General features: G+C 42.3%; 16 protein-coding genes. 13 read left to right on the forward strand and 3 right to left on the reverse strand.

Annotated features, from left to right (window positions below):
• Nucleotides 1-2 precede the first annotated feature (2 nt).
• From V7S75_RS10745 to V7S75_RS10755, 3 genes are read left to right on the forward strand one after another with little or no spacing between them, the layout of a single operon-like run.
• Entirely contained in the window at nt 3-479 is a 477-nt protein-coding gene (locus V7S75_RS10745; RefSeq protein ID WP_459513801.1) for an NADH-quinone oxidoreductase subunit C, read from the forward strand.
• A complete protein-coding gene (locus V7S75_RS10750) occupies nt 476-1351 on the forward strand; it encodes a glycosyltransferase family protein (protein ID WP_459513803.1) in 876 nt (291 codons plus the stop codon). Before V7S75_RS10745 ends, V7S75_RS10750 begins: the two co-directional genes overlap by 4 nt.
• Entirely contained in the window at nt 1352-2242 is an 891-nt protein-coding gene (locus V7S75_RS10755; protein ID WP_459513805.1) for a glycosyltransferase family 2 protein, read from the forward strand.
• Here V7S75_RS10755 and V7S75_RS10760 read toward each other — a convergent pair.
• Nucleotides 2217-3140 (reverse strand): glycosyltransferase, encoded by a 924-nt coding sequence (locus V7S75_RS10760; protein ID WP_459513807.1) that lies wholly within the window; start codon nt 3138-3140, stop codon nt 2217-2219. The genes V7S75_RS10755 and V7S75_RS10760 overlap by 26 nt on opposite strands.
• A 50-nt stretch (nt 3141-3190) precedes the next feature.
• On the opposite strand from V7S75_RS10760, the gene V7S75_RS10765 reads away from it, so the two are divergent.
• The 3 genes from V7S75_RS10765 to nhaD all read left to right on the forward strand — a co-directional run bounded on the left by V7S75_RS10765 (nt 3191) and on the right by nhaD (nt 7634).
• Nucleotides 3191-5020, forward strand: coding sequence for an ABC transporter ATP-binding protein (locus tag V7S75_RS10765; protein WP_459513809.1), 1830 nt, complete (start codon nt 3191-3193; stop codon nt 5018-5020).
• A gap of 81 nt (nt 5021-5101) precedes the next feature.
• Nucleotides 5102-6304, forward strand: coding sequence for a pyridoxal phosphate-dependent aminotransferase (locus V7S75_RS10770; RefSeq protein WP_459513811.1), 1203 nt, complete (start codon nt 5102-5104; stop codon nt 6302-6304).
• A 70-nt stretch (nt 6305-6374) separates the two neighbouring features.
• A complete protein-coding gene (gene nhaD, locus V7S75_RS10775) occupies nt 6375-7634 on the forward strand; it encodes a sodium:proton antiporter NhaD (protein ID WP_459513813.1) in 1260 nt (419 codons plus the stop codon).
• Here nhaD and V7S75_RS10780 read toward each other — a convergent pair.
• Together V7S75_RS10780 and V7S75_RS10785 are read right to left on the reverse strand one after the other, a co-directional pair.
• Nucleotides 7631-8308: a phosphatase PAP2 family protein gene (locus V7S75_RS10780; protein ID WP_459513815.1), complete on the reverse strand. Its 678-nt coding sequence runs from the start codon at nt 8306-8308 to the stop codon at nt 7631-7633. The genes nhaD and V7S75_RS10780 overlap by 4 nt on opposite strands.
• A complete protein-coding gene (locus V7S75_RS10785) occupies nt 8298-9509 on the reverse strand; it encodes a peroxiredoxin family protein (RefSeq protein ID WP_459513816.1) in 1212 nt (403 codons plus the stop codon). The genes V7S75_RS10780 and V7S75_RS10785 overlap by 11 nt, the downstream gene beginning before the upstream one ends.
• Before the next feature lie 107 nt (nt 9510-9616).
• On the opposite strand from V7S75_RS10785, the gene rsmH reads away from it, so the two are divergent.
• From rsmH to V7S75_RS10820, 7 genes are all read left to right on the forward strand, one after another.
• The gene (gene rsmH / locus V7S75_RS10790; RefSeq protein WP_459513818.1) at nt 9617-10531 is read left to right on the forward strand and encodes a 16S rRNA (cytosine(1402)-N(4))-methyltransferase RsmH; all 915 of its coding nucleotides are present in this window, start codon (nt 9617-9619) and stop codon (nt 10529-10531) included.
• 1 nt (nt 10532) lies between these two features.
• Nucleotides 10533-10907 (forward strand): FtsL-like putative cell division protein, encoded by a 375-nt coding sequence (locus tag V7S75_RS10795; RefSeq protein WP_459513820.1) that lies wholly within the window; start codon nt 10533-10535, stop codon nt 10905-10907.
• A 2-nt stretch (nt 10908-10909) separates the two neighbouring features.
• Entirely contained in the window at nt 10910-13045 is a 2136-nt protein-coding gene (locus tag V7S75_RS10800; RefSeq protein WP_459513822.1) for a penicillin-binding protein, read from the forward strand.
• A 3-nt stretch (nt 13046-13048) separates the two neighbouring features.
• Nucleotides 13049-14509, forward strand: coding sequence for a UDP-N-acetylmuramoyl-L-alanyl-D-glutamate--2,6-diaminopimelate ligase (locus V7S75_RS10805; protein ID WP_459513824.1), 1461 nt, complete (start codon nt 13049-13051; stop codon nt 14507-14509).
• Nucleotides 14510-14575: 66 nt separating this feature from the next.
• A complete protein-coding gene (gene mraY, locus V7S75_RS10810; RefSeq protein WP_459513826.1) occupies nt 14576-15760 on the forward strand; it encodes a phospho-N-acetylmuramoyl-pentapeptide-transferase in 1185 nt (394 codons plus the stop codon).
• Between the two features lie 13 nt (nt 15761-15773).
• Nucleotides 15774-17018: a 3-phosphoshikimate 1-carboxyvinyltransferase gene (locus V7S75_RS10815; protein ID WP_459513828.1), complete on the forward strand. Its 1245-nt coding sequence runs from the start codon at nt 15774-15776 to the stop codon at nt 17016-17018.
• A gap of 117 nt (nt 17019-17135) precedes the next feature.
• Nucleotides 17136-18410, forward strand: a complete 1275-nt coding sequence (locus tag V7S75_RS10820) for a metal-dependent hydrolase family protein (protein ID WP_459513829.1) — start codon at nt 17136-17138, stop codon at nt 18408-18410.
• The last annotated feature ends 124 nt before the right edge of the window (nt 18411-18534 follow it).

Raw genomic sequence — 18534 nt, forward strand, 5'->3', positions numbered from 1 at the left:
TCATGGATTTGCAAGAACTCGTAGCATTAATTGAACAAACAGGAGTAAAGGTTGAGCTGAATGAAAAATCAGGCCAATTAACCCTTGCGAGCCAGGACCTTGTGGCCGTCTGTGATTTCCTTTGGCGCAATCCGAATACCTATTTTGATTCCTTGTCTTGTGTGACAGCGATTGATTTGGGAGTTGATTCAGGCCAAATGGAAGTAATCTATACACTCTACTCGATTCCTTTTCATGTGACTTTACACGTACGGGTTATCATTGATCGTGAAAAACCAGAGGTCCCTAGTTTATCGGGTATTTGGAAAACGGCCGACTGGCATGAACGGGAGGCCTTTGATTTCTTTGGTATTCAATTTACAGGTCATCCGAATTTAACGCGCATTTTGTTGCCTGCCGACTGGGAGGGACATCCTTTGCGGAAAGATTATGTAGAGCAAGAGCGTTATCATGGCATTAAAGTCAAGTACGAGGAATGAAAATAGCCGGATTTACTTTTATTCGAAATGCGGTTCAAAATGACTACCCCATCGTGGAGGCAATCAACTCCATTTTGCCTATTTGTGATGAATTTGTTGTGGCTGTGGGAAATTCAACGGATGGGACCCTCGAACTAATTCAAGCCATTCCTTCTGATAAAATTCGAATTATTGAAACTGTATGGGATGAATCAGCCCGTGAAGGCGGTCGTGTTTTTGCATTGGAAACAGATAAAGCCTATCAAGCCATTTCGCCGGATACAGATTGGGCATTTTACATTCAAGGCGACGAATGTGTGCATGAGGATGATTTGCCTAACATTGTGGCTGCGATGCAAACGCATTCGGACAATCCTGCTGTAGAAGGTTTACTATTTCATTACAAACATTTTTATGGGTCTTACGATTATGTCGCCGTTTCCCGTCGGTGGTATCGCAGAGAAATTCGGGTAGTGAAATTTGATCCTGCCGTCCATTCCTACAAGGATGCGCAGGGATTCCGCAAAGCTGGGAAGAAGATTCATGCCAAATTAATTGACGCATCCATCTACCATTATGGCTGGGTTAAACCGCCCCAAGGTTTGAATAATAAAGTTCGAAATTTTACGCAATTCTATCATGATGATGCGTGGTTGGCAGAAAATGTCCCTGCCGATTATCAGTTTGATTATGAAAATGCGGAACGTTTAACCCGTTTTGAAGGGACACATCCACTTGCGGCGCAAGCTCGCATTACGCGGATGCAATGGCCTTTTCAATTTGATCCCAAGGTTTTAAGAGATAAGATGAGTTTGCGACGCAAAGTCCTGCAACAAATCGAAGATTGGACCGGTTGGCGGATCGGTGAATATCGAAATTATAAGCAAATATAAGTGGAGCCCATTCAATATTTCCCGGCTGCCAAGGCACCTTCAAATCCTTATTTTTCCATCCTCATCCCGAGTTGGAATAATTTGGCGTTTTTGCAATTATGCATTCGCAGTATTCGTGAACATAGCGTTGTTCCTTTTGAGCTAATTGTCCATTTGAATGAGGGGAAAGATGGTTCTTTGGAATGGGTTCGCGAACAGCAAGATATTGCCTATACGCATTCCATTTCGAATGTGGGCGTTTGTCATGCGATGAATGCCATGCGTGAATTGGCGCAGGCGGATTATTTGTTATATATAAACGACGACATGTACACGTTACCAGGCTGGGACCTTTTATTGCAAAAGGAAATTCAAGCCTGTCCAAATGAATATTTTTTCATCTCTTCTACGATGATTGAGCCGCGCGCGCAGAGTAATTGCTCGATTGAAGCGAATTTTGGTACGAACATGGATACTTTTGAGGAGGCGCGCTTGCTGGCTGAATTCGATACGTTTGAGAAAGCCGATTGGCAAGGAGCGACCTGGCCGCCGAATGTGGTGCACAAGAAAATGTGGGATGCTGTAGGTGGTTATAGTGTCGAATTTACACCTGGAATGTATTCTGACCCGGATTTTTCGATGAAATTGTGGCAAGCTGGGGTCCGACTTTTTAAAGGTTTAGGCCAAAGCCGCGTTTACCATTTTGGTTCCATTTCCGTCAAACGCGTCAAACAAAACCGGGGTTATTATCAGTTTATTCGCAAATGGGGAATGACCTCAAGTACCCTTTCGAAATACTACCTTCGGAGGGGAGAGCGATTTGATGGGCCATTGGTTCCTCAAAAAATCCCTTTATTCGTTCAGTTGAAGAATTGGTATTACCGCATTAGTACAGCGCGAAAAACAATTTAAAGCAATAGGCGAATTTCCCGAAGGCCGACTTGCCTTTGTAAGCCAGCATGCTATCCCGATGCGCTAAAACAATCCGAACTCTTTTGATTCGATCGATTAGATTTGAGCCCTTACATGCCAAATAAAAATCGTGCAAAACCTGTTGCTCCCTGCCTGCTGGACATCTACTTTGCAATAAATTCAAGCGAGCAATAATACGCGCATTACGCTCTTGGCGTGTCAGCTTTGTCTTTTTGGCTTTTTTTAAATCTGCTCCAATCGTATTGCTTTCATGTTGGCGATAATGAACCAATGACTCCGGCAAATAGGCGATTCCATTTGCACAAGTTGCCGCAAAACCAATCAAATAATCGTGTGTGACAAATTCAACAGTTGGAAGCGCAAATTCGAGCAAGTCGCGTTTGAACAACATGCTATGCCCGGGTGCCCAAGCCCCAAAGGTGTACATGAGCGGGCTATCATAAGCGATTTGGCTCTTGATATCAGACATTTTTTGTCCCGTCGGTTTTCCTGCCGCATCCACTAAATCTGAATCAGCATATATCAACGACGCATCCCCAATCGCTGCTTCAAGTTTCGATATTTTATTGGGTAACCAATAATCATCCTGGTCGGAAAGGGCAATATGTTCTCCTGTGGCCAAGTGTATTCCTTTTTCAAACGTTTTCCGATAACCCATGTTCGCGGCGTTTTGCGTGATTTTTATCCGGGAATCTTGTTGAGCAAAGCCTTGTAAAATAGCCCAAGTGCCGTCTTGTGAGGCATCGTCTACAAAAATAAATTCCAAATTCGGGTAGTCTTGCGCGAGGAGACTTTCGACTTGAATGGCCAAGTATTTTTCACCTTGGTAGCAAGCCATCACAATGGAAACGAGGGGATAATCGGATCTTGTAAGCAAATTGTTTCTGAAAATTGTCGTAATTTAAGCCAAATTTTGAAATAGATTCCTTGAAAACATATTTACGTTTATTGTCTTACGCCGTTTCGATTCGAAAATATGTATTCCCATATTTTAGTTTTTCGTTGCTGGCCAGTCTTTTTGGAATCCTAAATTTTACCTTGTTGATTCCTTTGTTGAATGTCTTGTTCAACCAGGCATCTACGAATCAAGCCGTTTTATATCGCGTATTGCCTGCATTTTCGCTGAGTCCAAGTTATTTTTCCTTTTTGTTCAATCATTTTTTTTACGGGGCGCTTGAGGCTTATGGGCGTTTAGGAGCCTTGCAATATGCTTGTGCGGCGATTATGATATCGGTAGTTTTGGCGAATATCTTTCGTTATTTATCTCAGCGCGTTTTAAAAACGGTAGAGGCGGATATGATTGCTTCTTTGCGTCAAGCGGTATTTGCTCGGGCAATCCGATTGGATTTGAGTTATTTTTCAGAGCAACGTAAAGGTAATTTGATGTCACGTTTAACCACGGATGTACAAGAAGTGGAAAACAGTATTGGTCGGGCATTCACAGCAACCTTCAAAGAAATCTTTACACTGATCATGTTTTTCGTTTTCCTTGCGAGCATGTCGGGGAAATTAACCTTGTTCTCGCTTATCATTTTGCCTTTATCAGGCGGGGTGATTGCGACCATCACGCGCCGTTTACGTCGTGCGGCGGGTGAAGTGCAACAGCATTTAAGTGGATTAATTAGTTTGTTGGATGAGACCTTTGGTGCCATGCGCGTCGTAAAGGCTTTTCGTGCGGAGAAGGTCATGGATGCGCGTTTTCAGGAAGGAAATGATCGCTACCGGAATTCATTGTTGAGGATGGTTTTTCGTCAAGAATTGACATCGCCTGTTTCGGAGAGTTTGGGGGTATTGGTCGTCACAGGTATTTTATTGTATGGGGGTAGTTTGGTGATTGCGGGCGATGGAGAATTAAGTGCGTCCACATTTATTGCTTTCATTGCGACTTTTTCACAGGTTATGCGTCCTGCCAAAGCGATTGCAGATGCCTTTTCGGGTATACAGCGCGGAGTTGCATCCGCTGATCGAATTATTGAAATTTTGGATACGGACTCTGAGATTCAAGTGGAAGAACCTGTTCATCCCGTGAAAGAATTTAAGGATAAAATTTCGTTTGAGGAGGTGGGTTTTGCTTATGTCAAAGGGCGTTCCGTGTTAAAGTCGGTAAGTTTTGATATTCCCAAAGGCAAAACCATCGCCTTGGTAGGTGCTTCTGGTGGTGGAAAATCTACTTTGGCAGATTTATTGCCACGTTTTTACGATCCGAGTGCAGGCAAGATAACGGTTGATGGTATCCCTTTGAAACAGATTCCGTTGGAAGATTTACGCGCTTTGATGGGCATAGTGACGCAGGAGTCAGTCTTGTTTAATGATACAATTTATAACAACATTGCCTTTGGTACGGAGGCTCCTATGGAGGCGGTTATCGAGGCTGCCAAAATTGCCAATGCGCACGAATTCATTGAATCAAGTGCGGAGGGCTATCAAACGGTCATCGGAGATCGAGGGTCAAAATTATCAGGAGGTCAACGTCAGCGGCTTTCCATTGCACGTGCTGTATTGAAAAATCCACCCATTTTGATTTTGGATGAGGCAACGAGTGCCTTGGACAATGAATCGGAGAAAATGGTACAAGCTGCTTTGGGTAATTTGATGAAAAATCGGACGGTACTTGTTATTGCTCATCGTTTGAGTACGATTCAACATGCCGACCAGATTCTGGTCGTTGATAAAGGCGAGATTGTTGAGCGTGGAACGCATGCGGAATTATTAGCGAATCCCAAAGGCTTCTATTCGAAATTAAGCCAACAACATTAAGCGCTTTTTCTGAATTTTATTAGCTATTCAGCGTTTAAATAGCTAATTTGCGCCCGAATTCAACCTTTGTATTTATATATTATGTCGTCATCCTTATTAGCCCAACGCATTCAAGCATTAGAAGAGTCATCCACGTTGGGAATGACAAAGAAAGCGCGTGAACTTGCTGCGCAAGGTCACAAAGTAATTAGCCTTTCCGTAGGAGAGCCTGATTTTAAAACACCAGCACACATTTGTGACGCAGCTAAAAAAGCCATTGATGATGGTTTTCATGGTTATTCGCCCGTGGCAGGTTATCCAGATTTGCGTTTAGCCATTGCAAACAAGTTGAAGCGTGATAATGGTTTAGAGTGGGGTTCAGAGAACATTGTAGTTTCTACAGGAGCAAAACATTCATTAGCGAATGCCATTGCAGCCTTGATTAATCCGGGTGATGAGGTAATTATCTTTTCGCCATATTGGGTTTCTTACTCGGAGATGGTCAAATTAGCCGATGGTGTTTCGGTGATTGTTCAAGGAGCATTTGATAATAATTTCAAGGTAACAGCGGCACAATTTGAGGCAGCGATTACACCGAAAACGAAAATGGTGATGTTTGCTTCGCCAAACAACCCAACGGGTTCAGTTTATACAGAATCAGAATTACGTGATATCGCGAATGTGGTAGCGCGTCACGAAAATATTTTTGTATTGGCGGATGAGATTTACGAATACATCAACTTTACACAAGGGGGACACTTTTCAATCGGATCTATTCCTGAAATTAAAGATCGCGTAATCACGGTAAATGGGGTTGCGAAGGGTCATGCGATGACGGGATGGCGTATTGGATTTATTGCTGCTGCGAAATGGATCGCGGATGGTGTAGAGAAATTACAAGGTCAAGTGACATCGGGAACGAATTCAATTGCACAAAAAGCAGCCGTTGCTGCATTCAATGGTTCATTGGATCATGCTTATGAAATGAAAGCGGCTTATGATCGTCGTCGTAAATTAGTGGTAGGTAAATTACGTGATATTCCAGGATTTAAAGTGAATATGCCGGATGGTGCATTTTATGCATTCCCAGATATTTCTTATTATTTCGGAAAGTCGGACGGTACGACTACTATCAACGATTCAGATGATTTCTGTACTTGGTTATTGAACGAAGCTTATGTGGCTACGGTAGCAGGATCAGGTTTTGGTGCTCCAGATTGTATGCGTATTTCTACAGCTGCGGCGGATGAGCAATTAGAAGAGGCTTGTGAGCGTATTAAAACGGCCGTTGCTAAGTTGAAGTAAGCTCATTAAATTGATTTATATTTGAAAGTCAGGGACATAAAACCCTGACTTTCTTTTTTATATTTACCGCATGGAAATTATTTCTGTTATCATATTTATTGTCGGCTATCTAGCTATTGCGTTTGAGCATCCGATTAAAATCAATAAAACGGCATCTGCCTTAGTGACGGGTGTTTTGGTTTGGGTGGTTTATGCACTCGTTCGTGGTCCACATGATTTAGAATCGCTCTCGCATCATTTAGGATCCACTTCAGAGATTTTATTTTTTCTATTAGGTGCCATGACGCTTGTCGAGCTGGTAGATGCGCATCAAGGGTTTCATTTTGTAAGCCGATTAATCAAAACCAAAAATCCAGCTACCATGATGTGGATTGTAGGTTTGTTGACTTTTTTTTTATCGGCGGTTTTAGATAATTTGACCACGGCAATCGTCATGGTTACTTTATTACGAAAGCTTGTTTCCGACACAGCTACACGCAAATATTTCGTGGGTGTTGTGGTTATTGCCGCCAATGCGGGAGGAGCTTGGTCTCCAATTGGTGATGTAACAACGACGATGTTGTGGATTGGTGGGCAGATTTCTGCTTGGGGAATCGTTAAGAGTTTATTCGTTCCATCGGTTGTTTCTTTGTTGGTTCCATTATCTGCAGCAGCCTTTTGGGTTCGAAAGAGTCCTTTGGGAGTGATTCAAGAAGAGAAATCAATGACAGCTGAGGAGGAACGTCATGGGCGTATCATGTTATTTGCGGGCGTTTTAAGTTTATTAGGTGTACCTGTTTTTAAAACCTTGACCCATTTGCCTCCCTACATGGGAATCTTGTTGGCCTTAGGTTTGGTTTGGATCTTGTCTGAGTTTTTGCATTCAGACAAGGATGAGGAAACGAAAAAGCCCTACACAGTTGGTCATGCATTGACCAAAATTGATACGTCAAGTGTCTTGTTCTTTTTGGGAATTTTGCTGGCGATTGGTGCTTTAGAATCCTTTGGGTATTTAGGCCAATTGGCTGCATACCTCGAGTGCAGTTTAGGGAATCAATTTTTTATTGTCACCGTGATTGGAATTGCCTCTTCAGTTGTAGATAACGTACCGTTAGTTGCGGCGACGATGGGGATGTATCCATTGGCACAATTTCCTTTGGATCATGCGATGTGGGAATATTTAGCATATTGTGCTGGTACGGGCGGGAGTATTTTGATTATTGGTTCCGCCGCGGGTGTAGCAGTTATGGGAATGGAGAAAATCGATTTCGTGTGGTATGCCAAAAGAATCGGTTTTTTAGCGCTTTTAGGCTATTTTGCAGGAGCTGCTACCTATTTATTGGTTCATTAAAATGCATAACTGACACGGGCAGCGTAGTAGTTGGGGGCAACAATAGGCTCCCAGTTTAAACTCGTTTTATCCAACGATTTCTTGAGTTTTGGGTAGATCCAATGCGCGATTTCTGCGGAGGCGATTCCAATGGCAGCCCCCATGGCGACATCTGTAGCCCAATGTTTATTATTTGCGATTCGCAGCGCTCCTGTTGCTGTAGCTAGCGCGTATCCTCCTACGGAAATTAGGGGATATTGCTTTCCAAAGGATCGATCAAGCATTCGTGCCCCGAAAAATGCAGTGGCGGTATGTCCAGAAGGAAAACTATGGTCGGTGCCGTCAGGGCGCGTTTCATTGATCGCATATTTCAAGCCCTGGGTCATGACGGTATAGGTTCCGGTTCCAATTAAAAATACGGCGATTAGCTCTTTGGGCTTTTGATTATCTTTTAGTCCCGCCACATGTAATCCTAGATTTATAAGTGTCGGGCTGTATTGTAAAACATCGTCGGCGGAAGAATGAAAACTTTGTAAGTTATTTTGATAATAGTTTTGTTGTTCGTTTTTGGCGAAATCACCGTATAGGATGGCACTGGCTGTTGATAAGCCAGCGACGTAATACCAAGCTTTATTTTGGGCAAGACTTGGGATACTGATAATTAATAAAAGGAAACCCAAGAATTTATTTTTCATGCAGGAGTGATTGGATAGTTTGTTCAAATTCGTGAATCCAATCCGTGTAGTAAACACCTGTTCCGGGGCCTGAAAAACCGGTATGTATTTCGCGTACTTTGCCTGATTTATCTAGGATAAATGTTGTAGGATACCCATTGATTTTATGTAACATAGGTAATACCTGAGCGATGGTTTCGTCATTCGGTTGGCCTGCAAATAAAATTTCATATTCTACACCGATACGCTTTTTGAAGTTTTCGATTTTGGGGCCAGAAATGCTTAATTCGGGGGAATATTCGAAAGCAAGCCCGATTACCTCTACGCCTTGGTCCTTCATTTTTTTGTAATAGGGTGCTAAGAAACGCGATTCATCGAGGCAATTCGGGCACCATGATCCCATTAATTCGATGACCACAACTTTGTTTTTGTAGCGCTCATCTTGAAGGCTAATCGTTTTGCCAGCTGGGTTGGGTAGACTAAAGTTGATTCGATCAAATCCTGGCTTCAAGAAAGTAAGTTTTTTGAGGTCAGGGAGACTAGCTTTGTCATCTTTAATTGCTTTGAAATTGCGTTTGCCTGCTAGGCCGGAGAAAAATTGTCCTTCGATTTGTTTGCCTGTTATTTTGCTGCGGAACTGCATGATGCCACTCCCATCGAAATAACTTAATAATAAGCTGTCTCCACTAATATTTCCTTGTAAAAATCGATAATCGCCACTGGTCTTTAAAACTGTTCCAGTGACTTTCGAGCCTTGTTGGTTCAATAGCATAACACCCGGACTGTGGTTAGTTTCATCAGACCAGAAGTCGGCGGTATATTTCCCACTCACCTGAACTTTGGCTGGTTTTGTATGTGTAAAGCGCTCGTTGCTGCCTGCTGATGCTTGAAAGGGAATACGATAAAGTGTTTTCCCATTGCGTTTTTTTTGCCAAAAACCCGTCAGGGATTTGCCATTTTTTAATGCGCCTACGAGTTCTGAATCGTATAATTCAAAAGGAATGACGAGCGAATCGCCTCTGAAATGGGCGTCTCCAAGATTGGCAATCTCGGAACCGTTTTGCATGCGTATATCGAGTTTGTTGTTTTTGACGATGAAATTGAATGGAAGTTTACCGCCAATGTGGTCAATTTCTCCCCGCCATGGTCCGCTAACTGGTCCTTGCGCGAGGCAAAATGCGCTAAATAAGATGAAAAAAAGAAGCGATAAGATTGATTTCATGGCGATTGGAAATTTCAACAAAGATAGGGGATAAAACTTGTCACAAAAAAATCAACATCCTGATAAAAAAGCTTATGCTTGCCAACAGATAATTTGTAAATTTGTTTATGTCTGAAAGTTCCTACCATACCTCGGTTTTATTGCAAGAATGTTTGAGTGGTTTAGCGATTAAACCTGATGGCATTTATGTGGATGTTACTTTCGGGGGAGGGGGGCATTCTAAGGCGATTTTAGCCGCATTAGGACCGGAAGGTCGTTTATATGCTTTTGATCAAGACCCGGATGCATGGAAGCAGGCAGATTTGATCGATGATGAGCGTTTAACACTGATAACCGCTAATTTCCGGTATTTGGAAAAGTATTTACGCTTACATGGGGTGAAGCAAGTGGACGGGATTTTGGCAGATTTGGGTGTTTCGTCATTTCAATTGGATGCGGCGGAGCGTGGTTTTTCCACGCGTTTCGATGGACCCTTGGATATGCGGATGGGGCCTTCGGCTTCGACAAGTGCCGCGGAAGTATTGAATACGTATTCTGCAGGAAATTTGCAGAAGTTGTTTGGAATGTATGGAGAGATAAAAAATGCCAAAACCTTGGCCTTGGCTGTTGTTCAGGCAAGGACGCAAAAGCCGCTGGAAACGACCGGAGAGTTTAAGGAGATTTTGTTTAAATTAGCTCCTCGCAATAAAGAGTTTCGGTATTTCGCTCAGGCATTTCAGGCGATACGGATTGAGGTGAATCAGGAGTTGAAAGTCATCGAGGAGTTTTTGGAGCAATCGCCCAAGGTGCTTGCGCCAAAGGGCCGACTATGTGTTATTTCTTTTCATTCGCTCGAAGATCGTTTGGTGAAAAATTATATCCGGACGGGGGATTGTTTTGGCAAAGAGGATAAAGATATGTTTGGGGTGGTGCATAAACCGTTGGAGAGTGAAATTCGGAAGCCCATTACAGCTTCTGAGGAGGAATTAAAAGTTAATCCGCGTTCTAGGAGTGCAAAATTGAGAATCGCTAGCAAAATATAAGATGGCAAATGCAGTAAAAAATCAGTCTAATGAACCCGCTGGAAAGCCACAGAGTGGTGTGATGGATTTATTGTTTAATATTGATTCGATGACAGGCGGGGAATTGCCTATTCCTTTGTTGAAAAAGATTGTCTTCATCGCCGGCTTAATTATGGTTTACATTTATTACACAATGATGGCGGAGAGCAAGATTCATCGAATTGAGAAAGCTAAGATGGATTTGGAAGAAATTCGGGCCAATTATACGACGCAGAAGGCGGAATATATGAAAGTGGGAAAGCAGAGTTATTTAGCCCTCTCGATGAAAAAATATAAGTTAGAGGTGAGCTTAACTCCACCGATTAAAATAGTAGCTGAAACGGAAAAAGAACAATAGGCATGGCAAAGTCAACAACACAAAATATTCGCCAAATAATCACCAAACGCTTTAATGGCTTTTTCGTCATTATGTTAGGCGCTTTCGGTCTATTGATGTTTTTTTTATTCAAGGTTGTCTTTGTGGATGGGCCCACGCTAAAGGCGGATGCTTCCTCGAAATACATTAAGGAACGTTCGATTGAGGCAGTTCGAGGGAATATTTATGCTAGTGATGGAAGTTTGTTGGCGACTTCTCTGCCGAAGTATCGTTTGGGGATGGACTTTTCGGTTTTTAAAACCGCAAAAATGCGTGATGTGTATAAAAGCAATGCGCGCGCACTGGCAGAACATTTGTCGGCCTTTTATCAAGATCGCACGGCCGATGAATATTTTTACAAGCTCCAAAAAGCATTTGATAAGAAACAGCCTTATTTGTTGGTCAACAATCGACTCCTCGACTACCAAGAACGCAAGAAGGTTTTGACCTTTCCGATTTTCAATTTACATCCGAATAATCCGATTAAGACGGGCGTCGTTTTTGATAAGGTCAATGTTCGATACGCGCCATTTGGTCAAACGGCCTATCGTACGGTTGGCTACATGAAGGATAAGGTGCGCGTAGGTATTGAAGGTTCCTTTGATAAGGAATTGTCGGGCGTTCCTGGTCATGGGATTTTCGAGAAGATGGATAAGAACATGTGGCGTCCATTGGATGGTAGTAAAGAAATATTGCCTCAGCGGGGTTTGGATTTACATACAACTTTGGATGTCGATATTCAGGATATAGTTGAATTGGCTTTGATGAAATCTTTAGATGCATACAAGGGCGACTACGCTACTGCAATTGTTATGGAAACGACAACAGGAGAGATTAAGGCCATTTCGAATTTAATGAAGAATGAGAAATCGCCTACGGGTTATTCGGAATTCGTTAATTATGCGATCGAGGTATCTGATTATGATCCGGGTTCGGTTTTTAAATTGCCAGCGATGATGGCCATGATGGAAGAGTCGCAAATGTCTTTGTCGGAAACGGTGACAACGGGAGGGAAATATACAGTTTTCAATAGAACTATGACCGATTCCCATGATTATGGGACATTGACCGCTCAAGGGGTAATCGAGCACTCTTCGAACATCGGAACAATTAAATTGATGCAGCGTGTATTTGGTTCTAAACAATCGAAATGGTACAATTACTTAAAAGGATTTCATTTGCTCGACCCTTTGGATTTTCAAATTAAGCCTCGTACAGCCAAGCCAAAATTTCAGAATCCTACAAATTGGGATGCAATTACTTACATGTGGACTTCCGTTGGTTACTCTTCCAACACAACTCCAATGCATTTGTTGTCTTTCTATAATGCCATTGCAAATAATGGCTACTGGGTGCAACCGATTATTGTTAAAAAGGCAACGCAAGGTAATGAAGTGGTGATTGATTATACGCAAACGCAGAAACGAGATTCGAAACCATTGTGTTCAAAAGCGACATTAGATAAATTGAAGATTATGTTGAAGGGAGTTGTAGAAAGAGGTACGGGTAACAATCTTCATGGAACGCCTTATGGAATCGCGGGTAAAACAGGTACTGCACAAAGGTTAGTACAAGGTCATTATCTAAAAGGAATCTATTATGTGTCTTTCATAGGTTATTTCCCAGTCAATAATCCAAAATATACCATGCTTGTTGCAATGAATTATCCAAAAGGTGGTTCAGAGGGCACCTACGCTCGCCAAGTAACTGCTCCCGTATTCAAGGATATTTCAGATCATATTTATGCTCGGGATATGAAAATTCAGCGTAAACTCACGGGGTATTTACCAGACTCATTGAACAATGCCTCATTACGCCATTTGATTCATCCCTTGGATCATGGAATTTTATATTCGAATTTAGGTTTTCCACGCATTGAAGAAGATGGACGCTGGCTTTCCTTTCAATTGAATAAGAAAGAAGTGAAGAATTATGGGGTAAGTTTTGCACCCAAAAAGGTTGCGAATGTTGTGGGGATGAATTTAAGAGATGCCTTATTTGTATTAGAAAATCAAGGCTTGAAAGTTCGAGCACAAGGCTTGGGATTTGTACAGTCGCAATCCATTCCTGCAGGATTTCCCATTCAAAAAAATGCGCTAATCACTATTCAGCTTCATTAAGTTATGTCCCACGATTCAAGTAGTTTATTTAAGGCCGTTGATATAGTCCAACAAGTTGGGGGGCATCAAGAAATCAGTCATTTGTGTTTTGATTCTCGTCAAGCAAAAGCGGGCTCTTTGTTTTTTGCGATTCCAGGAACTCAAGTTGATGGGCATCAATTTTTGCCTCAAGTTTTTTCGCAGGGCTGTAGAGCATGTGTTGTTGAGAAAATTCCGGACGCTGTGCCTGAAGGAGTATTGATTCTTCAAGTGCGCGATTCCAATGAAGCGATGGCCTTGGTAGCGTCAGCATTTTACGGTAATCCCTCTACTCAATTAAATTTAGTTGGGATTACGGGTACGAATGGTAAAACAACGAGTGTTACCTTGTTGTTTGAGTTGTTCAAAGCATTGGGGCATCGTTGTGGTTTGATATCAACCGTACAAAATAAGATTGAAGATCGAATTATTCCAGCCACGCATACGACACCGGATGCCTTGAATTTGAATGCGTTGCTAGCGGAGATGCTTGCCTCAGGATGTACGCATGTTTTCATGGAAGTGAGTTCGCATGCCGTAGTTCAAAAGAGAATATTTGGTTTGACCTTTAAAGGGGCCATCTTTTCCAACATTACACGCGACCATCTAGATTTTCACGAAACTTTTGACGCCTATATCAAAGCGAAAAAAGGGTTTTTTGATGCGTTACCGAAGTCGGCATTTGCGCTGACCAATGTGGATGATAAGCGTGGGGCGGTCATGTTGCAGAATACGAAAGCTCAGAAAGCTAGTTACGGGATTTTGGAGTCGGCTGATTTTAAGGCAAAAATCAAAGCCAATGTTTTATCAGGTCTACAACTTGAGTTAGACGGCAGCGAAATACATGCGCAATTGATAGGTCAGTTTAATGCCTATAATTTATTGGCCATCTATGCAACAGCAATTTTATTGGGTGAAAATAAAGAGGAAGTATTGATTGCGCTTTCAGGATTGCGAACGGCACCAGGGCGTTTTGAGCAAATGCATGGGCCTGATCATAAAATGGCCATTGTGGATTATGCACACACGCCTGATGCCTTGGAAAATGTGTTGAAAACCATACAAGCCATTCGTCAAAAGCACCAACGCATCATTACGGTTGTAGGTTGTGGAGGGAATCGCGATGCGGGGAAAAGACCTATCATGGCAGCTTTAGCAGCGCAATACAGCGATCAAGTTGTATTAACGTCTGATAATCCTCGTTTTGAAGATCCTGAATTAATCTTGGATCAGATGCAAGGCGGTATTCCGACTGCGGATGAATCAAAGGTTATTCGAATTTCAGATCGTAAACAAGCGATCCTTGATGCGATTCAGCGCCTTGCTCAATCGGGTGATATTGTCCTTGTCGCTGGAAAAGGGCATGAGACCTATCAAGACATTCAAGGAGTTAAGCATGATTTTGATGATAAAAAGGTAATCTCGGAAGCCTTTGCCAAAATTTGATTTGGACATAAAATTTTGCAAATTTGTTAATTGTTTACATTTTTTACCCAACACTCTTCCAACGGCATGTTTTATTACCTCTTCGAATACTTAGATAAAAGCTTAAATATTCCGGGTGCTGGAGTTTTTCAATACATTACGTTTCGTGCCGTAGCAGCGGTAATTACCTCATTGGGTATTGCTGCGATTTGGGGTAAAGCCGTTATTTATCGCTTGCAACGCCTTCAAATCGGCGAAGAAATTCGAGATCTAGGTTTAGAAGGCCAAATGGCAAAGAAAGGAACGCCTACGATGGGTGGTTTTATCATCCTTTTGTCTTTGTTGATCCCCACTTTATTGTTTGCCAAAATCACCAATGTTTACATTGTCCTCTTGATGACTTCCGCAGTTTGGTTAGGTGCGGTTGGCTTTGCGGATGATTACATTAAAGTATTTAAGAAGAACAAAGACGGACTTTCAGGTAAATTTAAAATCGTTGGTCAAATCGGGCTTGGAATCATCGTAGGCCTAACGATGTATTTTAATCAACACATCAAAGTGCGTGAATTTGCAGTAGATGGAACTTTTGTAGATCACAAATCACTCTTGACAACGGTGCCGTTTATGAAGGGGAATTCCTTCGATTATAATATGTTGTTGCCGAGTTTCATTCCGGATGAATATGTTTGGATTGTCTATGTTTTGGTCGTGATTTTTATCATTACAGCCGTTTCAAATGGGGCGAATATTACGGATGGAATCGATGGTTTGGCTGCAGGTACTTCCGTGATCATTGGTATCGCATTAGCTATTTTAGCATATGTTTCAGGAAATAAAGTGATTTCTCAATATTTGAATGTCATGTTTATTCCAAATTCTGGGGAGCTTGCCGTTTTTTGTGCCGCCTTCGTGGGGGCTTGTATCGGATTTCTTTGGTACAATGCTTATCCTGCGCAAGTTTTCATGGGAGATACAGGAAGTTTAATGCTCGGAGGAGTTATCGCAACCCTAGCGATTGTAATTCGGAAAGAAATGTTGATTCCTATTTTGTGTGGAATCTTTTTAATTGAAAATTTATCGGTCATCATGCAGGTGGCATATTTTAAATACACTAAAAGAAAATATGGGGAGGGGCGAAGAATCTTCTTAATGTCTCCTTTGCACCACCATTTTCAAAAGAAAAATTACCACGAAGCAAAGATTGTTACGCGATTTTTGATTGTTGGGATTATTCTTGCTGTTATTTCATTAGTAACCTTAAAATTACGTTAAGCGTATATTTATTTTGAGTCACATTCGCCTATTTCCTAGTACAAGTTCTTTTCAAGAAATCATCCCTTTGCCTTCTTCTAAGTCGGAAAGTAATCGTGCGTTAATCATTAATGCATTGGCAGGTGGCGCGCAGGAAAACTTAAGCAATTTGGCGGAAGCGCGTGATACACAAACAATGATTCGCTTATTGGCGGATGCTGGGAATCCAGTTGCGGATGTGTTAGATGCTGGTACGACTATGCGTTTCTTGACTGCGTTTTATTCCATTACCGGAGCTACTAAAAAGATGACTGGGACAGCGCGCATGTGTGAGCGTCCCATTGGAATATTAGTTGACGCCTTGCGCACCCTGGGTGCTTCAATTACCTACGAAAATAAAGAAGGTTATCCTCCCTTGCAATTGAATGGTTTTCAATACGCTGGTAAGCGGGAATTAGCAATTCGTGGGGATGTGAGCTCGCAATTTATTTCTGCTATTTTAATGATTTCGCCATTACTTCCTGAAGGAATTGCGCTTCAAATTACGGGATCATTAGGCTCGAAACCTTATGTGGAAATGACCTTAGCCCAAATGGCTCAGTTTGGCATAAAAGCTTCTGTTGATTGGTCAAAAGGATTGATTGATATTCCTGCCCAGCAATACGTTGCGGCGCCATTTGCGGTAGAATCGGATTGGTCTGGAGCGAGTTATTGGTATTCCATGGTGGCGTTGTCCCCATTCGAAGATAGTTCGTTGGAGTTGTTAGGCTTAAAAGAAGATTCCTTGCAAGGAGATGCTGCCATTCGTGATATTATGTTGCCTTTAGGTGTTAAAAGTACCTTTACGGGGCGTGGATATTTATTAACAAAGTGTGAGGCAGTTGCTGAGTTGTCTTGGGACTTTACAGATTGTCCAGATCTAGCCCAAACGATCAGTGTGGTGGCTGCGGCAAAAAATATTGTCTTGCACTTAACCGGAGTGGAATCACTCAAAGTGAAAGAAACAGACCGCGTATTAGCCTTGCAAAACGAATTGAAGAAATTGGGTTCAACGCTAGTAGAAGTTAAGCCAAATGAATTATATACGGTTTCTGGTTCTTTTGATCAATCAGATTCTACACCTGAAATTGAAACCTACGATGACCACCGTATGGCGATGGCTTTTGCTCCTGTGGGTTTACTACACGAAATTGTCATCCATGAACCTGGCGTAGTTGCTAAATCGTATCCAAGTTTTTGGAATCATGTGGATTTGTTGTTGAATTCATCAACTAACTAATAAAATTCTGCTTTTTATCAGTTCTTGATTGTAAAAATTCTCTTTTTTTGCGTAGAATTGTAAACGCTGCCGGGGTCTGAAGACCCCGGCAGCGTTACCACAAAACCATCTCAAACTATGAAGCAGATTTTACTCCTTTTAATTTTATCACCTATGGCCTTATTCGGCCAGAAAACGCTATTATACTGTGGTAAACTGGTCGATGTGAAGGCCGGAAAAGTACAAACTGCCTTGACCATTGTTGTAGAAGGCAAAAAGATTCAAAGTATCCAGCCGGGATACATCACGCCAGGTAAAGGCGACCGCGTGATTGACTTGAAAAATAAAACGGTGATGCCTGGATTGATCGATATGCATGTGCACTTGGAAAGTGAAACAAATCCGAATGCCTATTTAGATCGGTTTACGAAAAACCCAGGCGATGTTGCTTACCAAGCATTGGTTCATGCGAAAAAGACTCTGAATGTTGGCTTTACCACGGTGCGCGATTTAGGTGGTTCACATGTGGTCATAAGTCTGCGAAATGCGATCAATAAAGGCATCGTTGACGGCCCACGTATTTTTACAGCGGGGGTTTCTATTGGCTCAACGGGTGGTCACGCGGATGATGCCAACGGTCTTAATGAAACTTTTAAGAAAGACTTAGGCCCGGAAGATGGTGTCGTAAATGGCCTTTCTGATGCAGCAAAGGCGGTTCGCCAACGTTATAAAGAAGGATCCGACCTCATCAAAATAACCGCGACGGGAGGGGTATTAAGCTATGCCAAAGATGGCATGGGCGCCCAGTTTACCGAAGAGGAAATCCGAACCATTGTTCAAACAGCGAAAGATTATGGTTTCAAAGTTGCTGCACATGCGCATGGCGCAGAGGGGATGAAACGTGCGATATTGGCAGGGGTAAGTTCCATTGAACACGGAACGTATATGACTCCCGAGGTGATGGAATTGATGAAAGCGCATGGCACTTACTATGTCCCAACAATCATAGCGGGTCGTTCGGTTGCAGATTCCGCAAAAATCCCGAATTACTATCCCGAAATGGTGAAGAAAAAAGCTGAATCGATTGGGCCAATTATTCAGTCAACTTTTGGCAAGGCCTATAAGGCAGGGGTGAAGATTGCCTTTGGTACGGACGCTGGAGTCTTTGGCCATGGAAAGAATTTACATGAGTTTCTCCTGATGCATGAGGCTGGAATGCCTGCGATGGAAACGATTCAGTCAGCTACGGTAGCTGCTGCGGATCTTTTAGGACAATCCGATTCGATCGGTTCCATTGAAGTAGGTAAGCTAGCTGATATTGTCGCGGTAGATGGGGATCCCACACAAAATATAGCTGATATTTTGAAAATGAAATTTGTCATGCGAGACGGCAAGGTCTACAAGCAAGACTGAGTCGTCCTAAAATAGGTTGACAGTTTTAGATTGATTTTAAGGGGTCGGAGAATATATTTTCTTCGACTCTTTTTCATGAATAAAGTTAGGGGTTTTCATGTTTAAATTTAGGTGGGGTCTCTCA

The organism is Aquirufa sp. TARAVU-A1A (genome assembly GCF_054558675.1).

Coding starts and splice junctions, on each gene's coding strand:
- V7S75_RS10820 (WP_459513829.1), top strand. CDS start 17,136: ATGAAGCAGATTTTACTCCTTTTAATTTTATCACCTATGGCCTTATTC.
- V7S75_RS10785 (WP_459513816.1), bottom strand. CDS start 9,509: ATGAAATCAATCTTATCGCTTCTTTTTTTCATCTTATTTAGCGCATTT.
- nhaD (WP_459513813.1), top strand. CDS start 6,375: ATGGAAATTATTTCTGTTATCATATTTATTGTCGGCTATCTAGCTATT.
- V7S75_RS10780 (WP_459513815.1), bottom strand. CDS start 8,308: ATGAAAAATAAATTCTTGGGTTTCCTTTTATTAATTATCAGTATCCCA.
- V7S75_RS10770 (WP_459513811.1), top strand. CDS start 5,102: ATGTCGTCATCCTTATTAGCCCAACGCATTCAAGCATTAGAAGAGTCA.
- V7S75_RS10800 (WP_459513822.1), top strand. CDS start 10,910: ATGGCAAAGTCAACAACACAAAATATTCGCCAAATAATCACCAAACGC.
- mraY (WP_459513826.1), top strand. CDS start 14,576: ATGTTTTATTACCTCTTCGAATACTTAGATAAAAGCTTAAATATTCCG.
- V7S75_RS10750 (WP_459513803.1), top strand. CDS start 476: ATGAAAATAGCCGGATTTACTTTTATTCGAAATGCGGTTCAAAATGAC.
- rsmH (WP_459513818.1), top strand. CDS start 9,617: ATGTCTGAAAGTTCCTACCATACCTCGGTTTTATTGCAAGAATGTTTG.
- V7S75_RS10795 (WP_459513820.1), top strand. CDS start 10,533: ATGGCAAATGCAGTAAAAAATCAGTCTAATGAACCCGCTGGAAAGCCA.
- V7S75_RS10805 (WP_459513824.1), top strand. CDS start 13,049: ATGTCCCACGATTCAAGTAGTTTATTTAAGGCCGTTGATATAGTCCAA.
- V7S75_RS10745 (WP_459513801.1), top strand. CDS start 3: ATGGATTTGCAAGAACTCGTAGCATTAATTGAACAAACAGGAGTAAAG.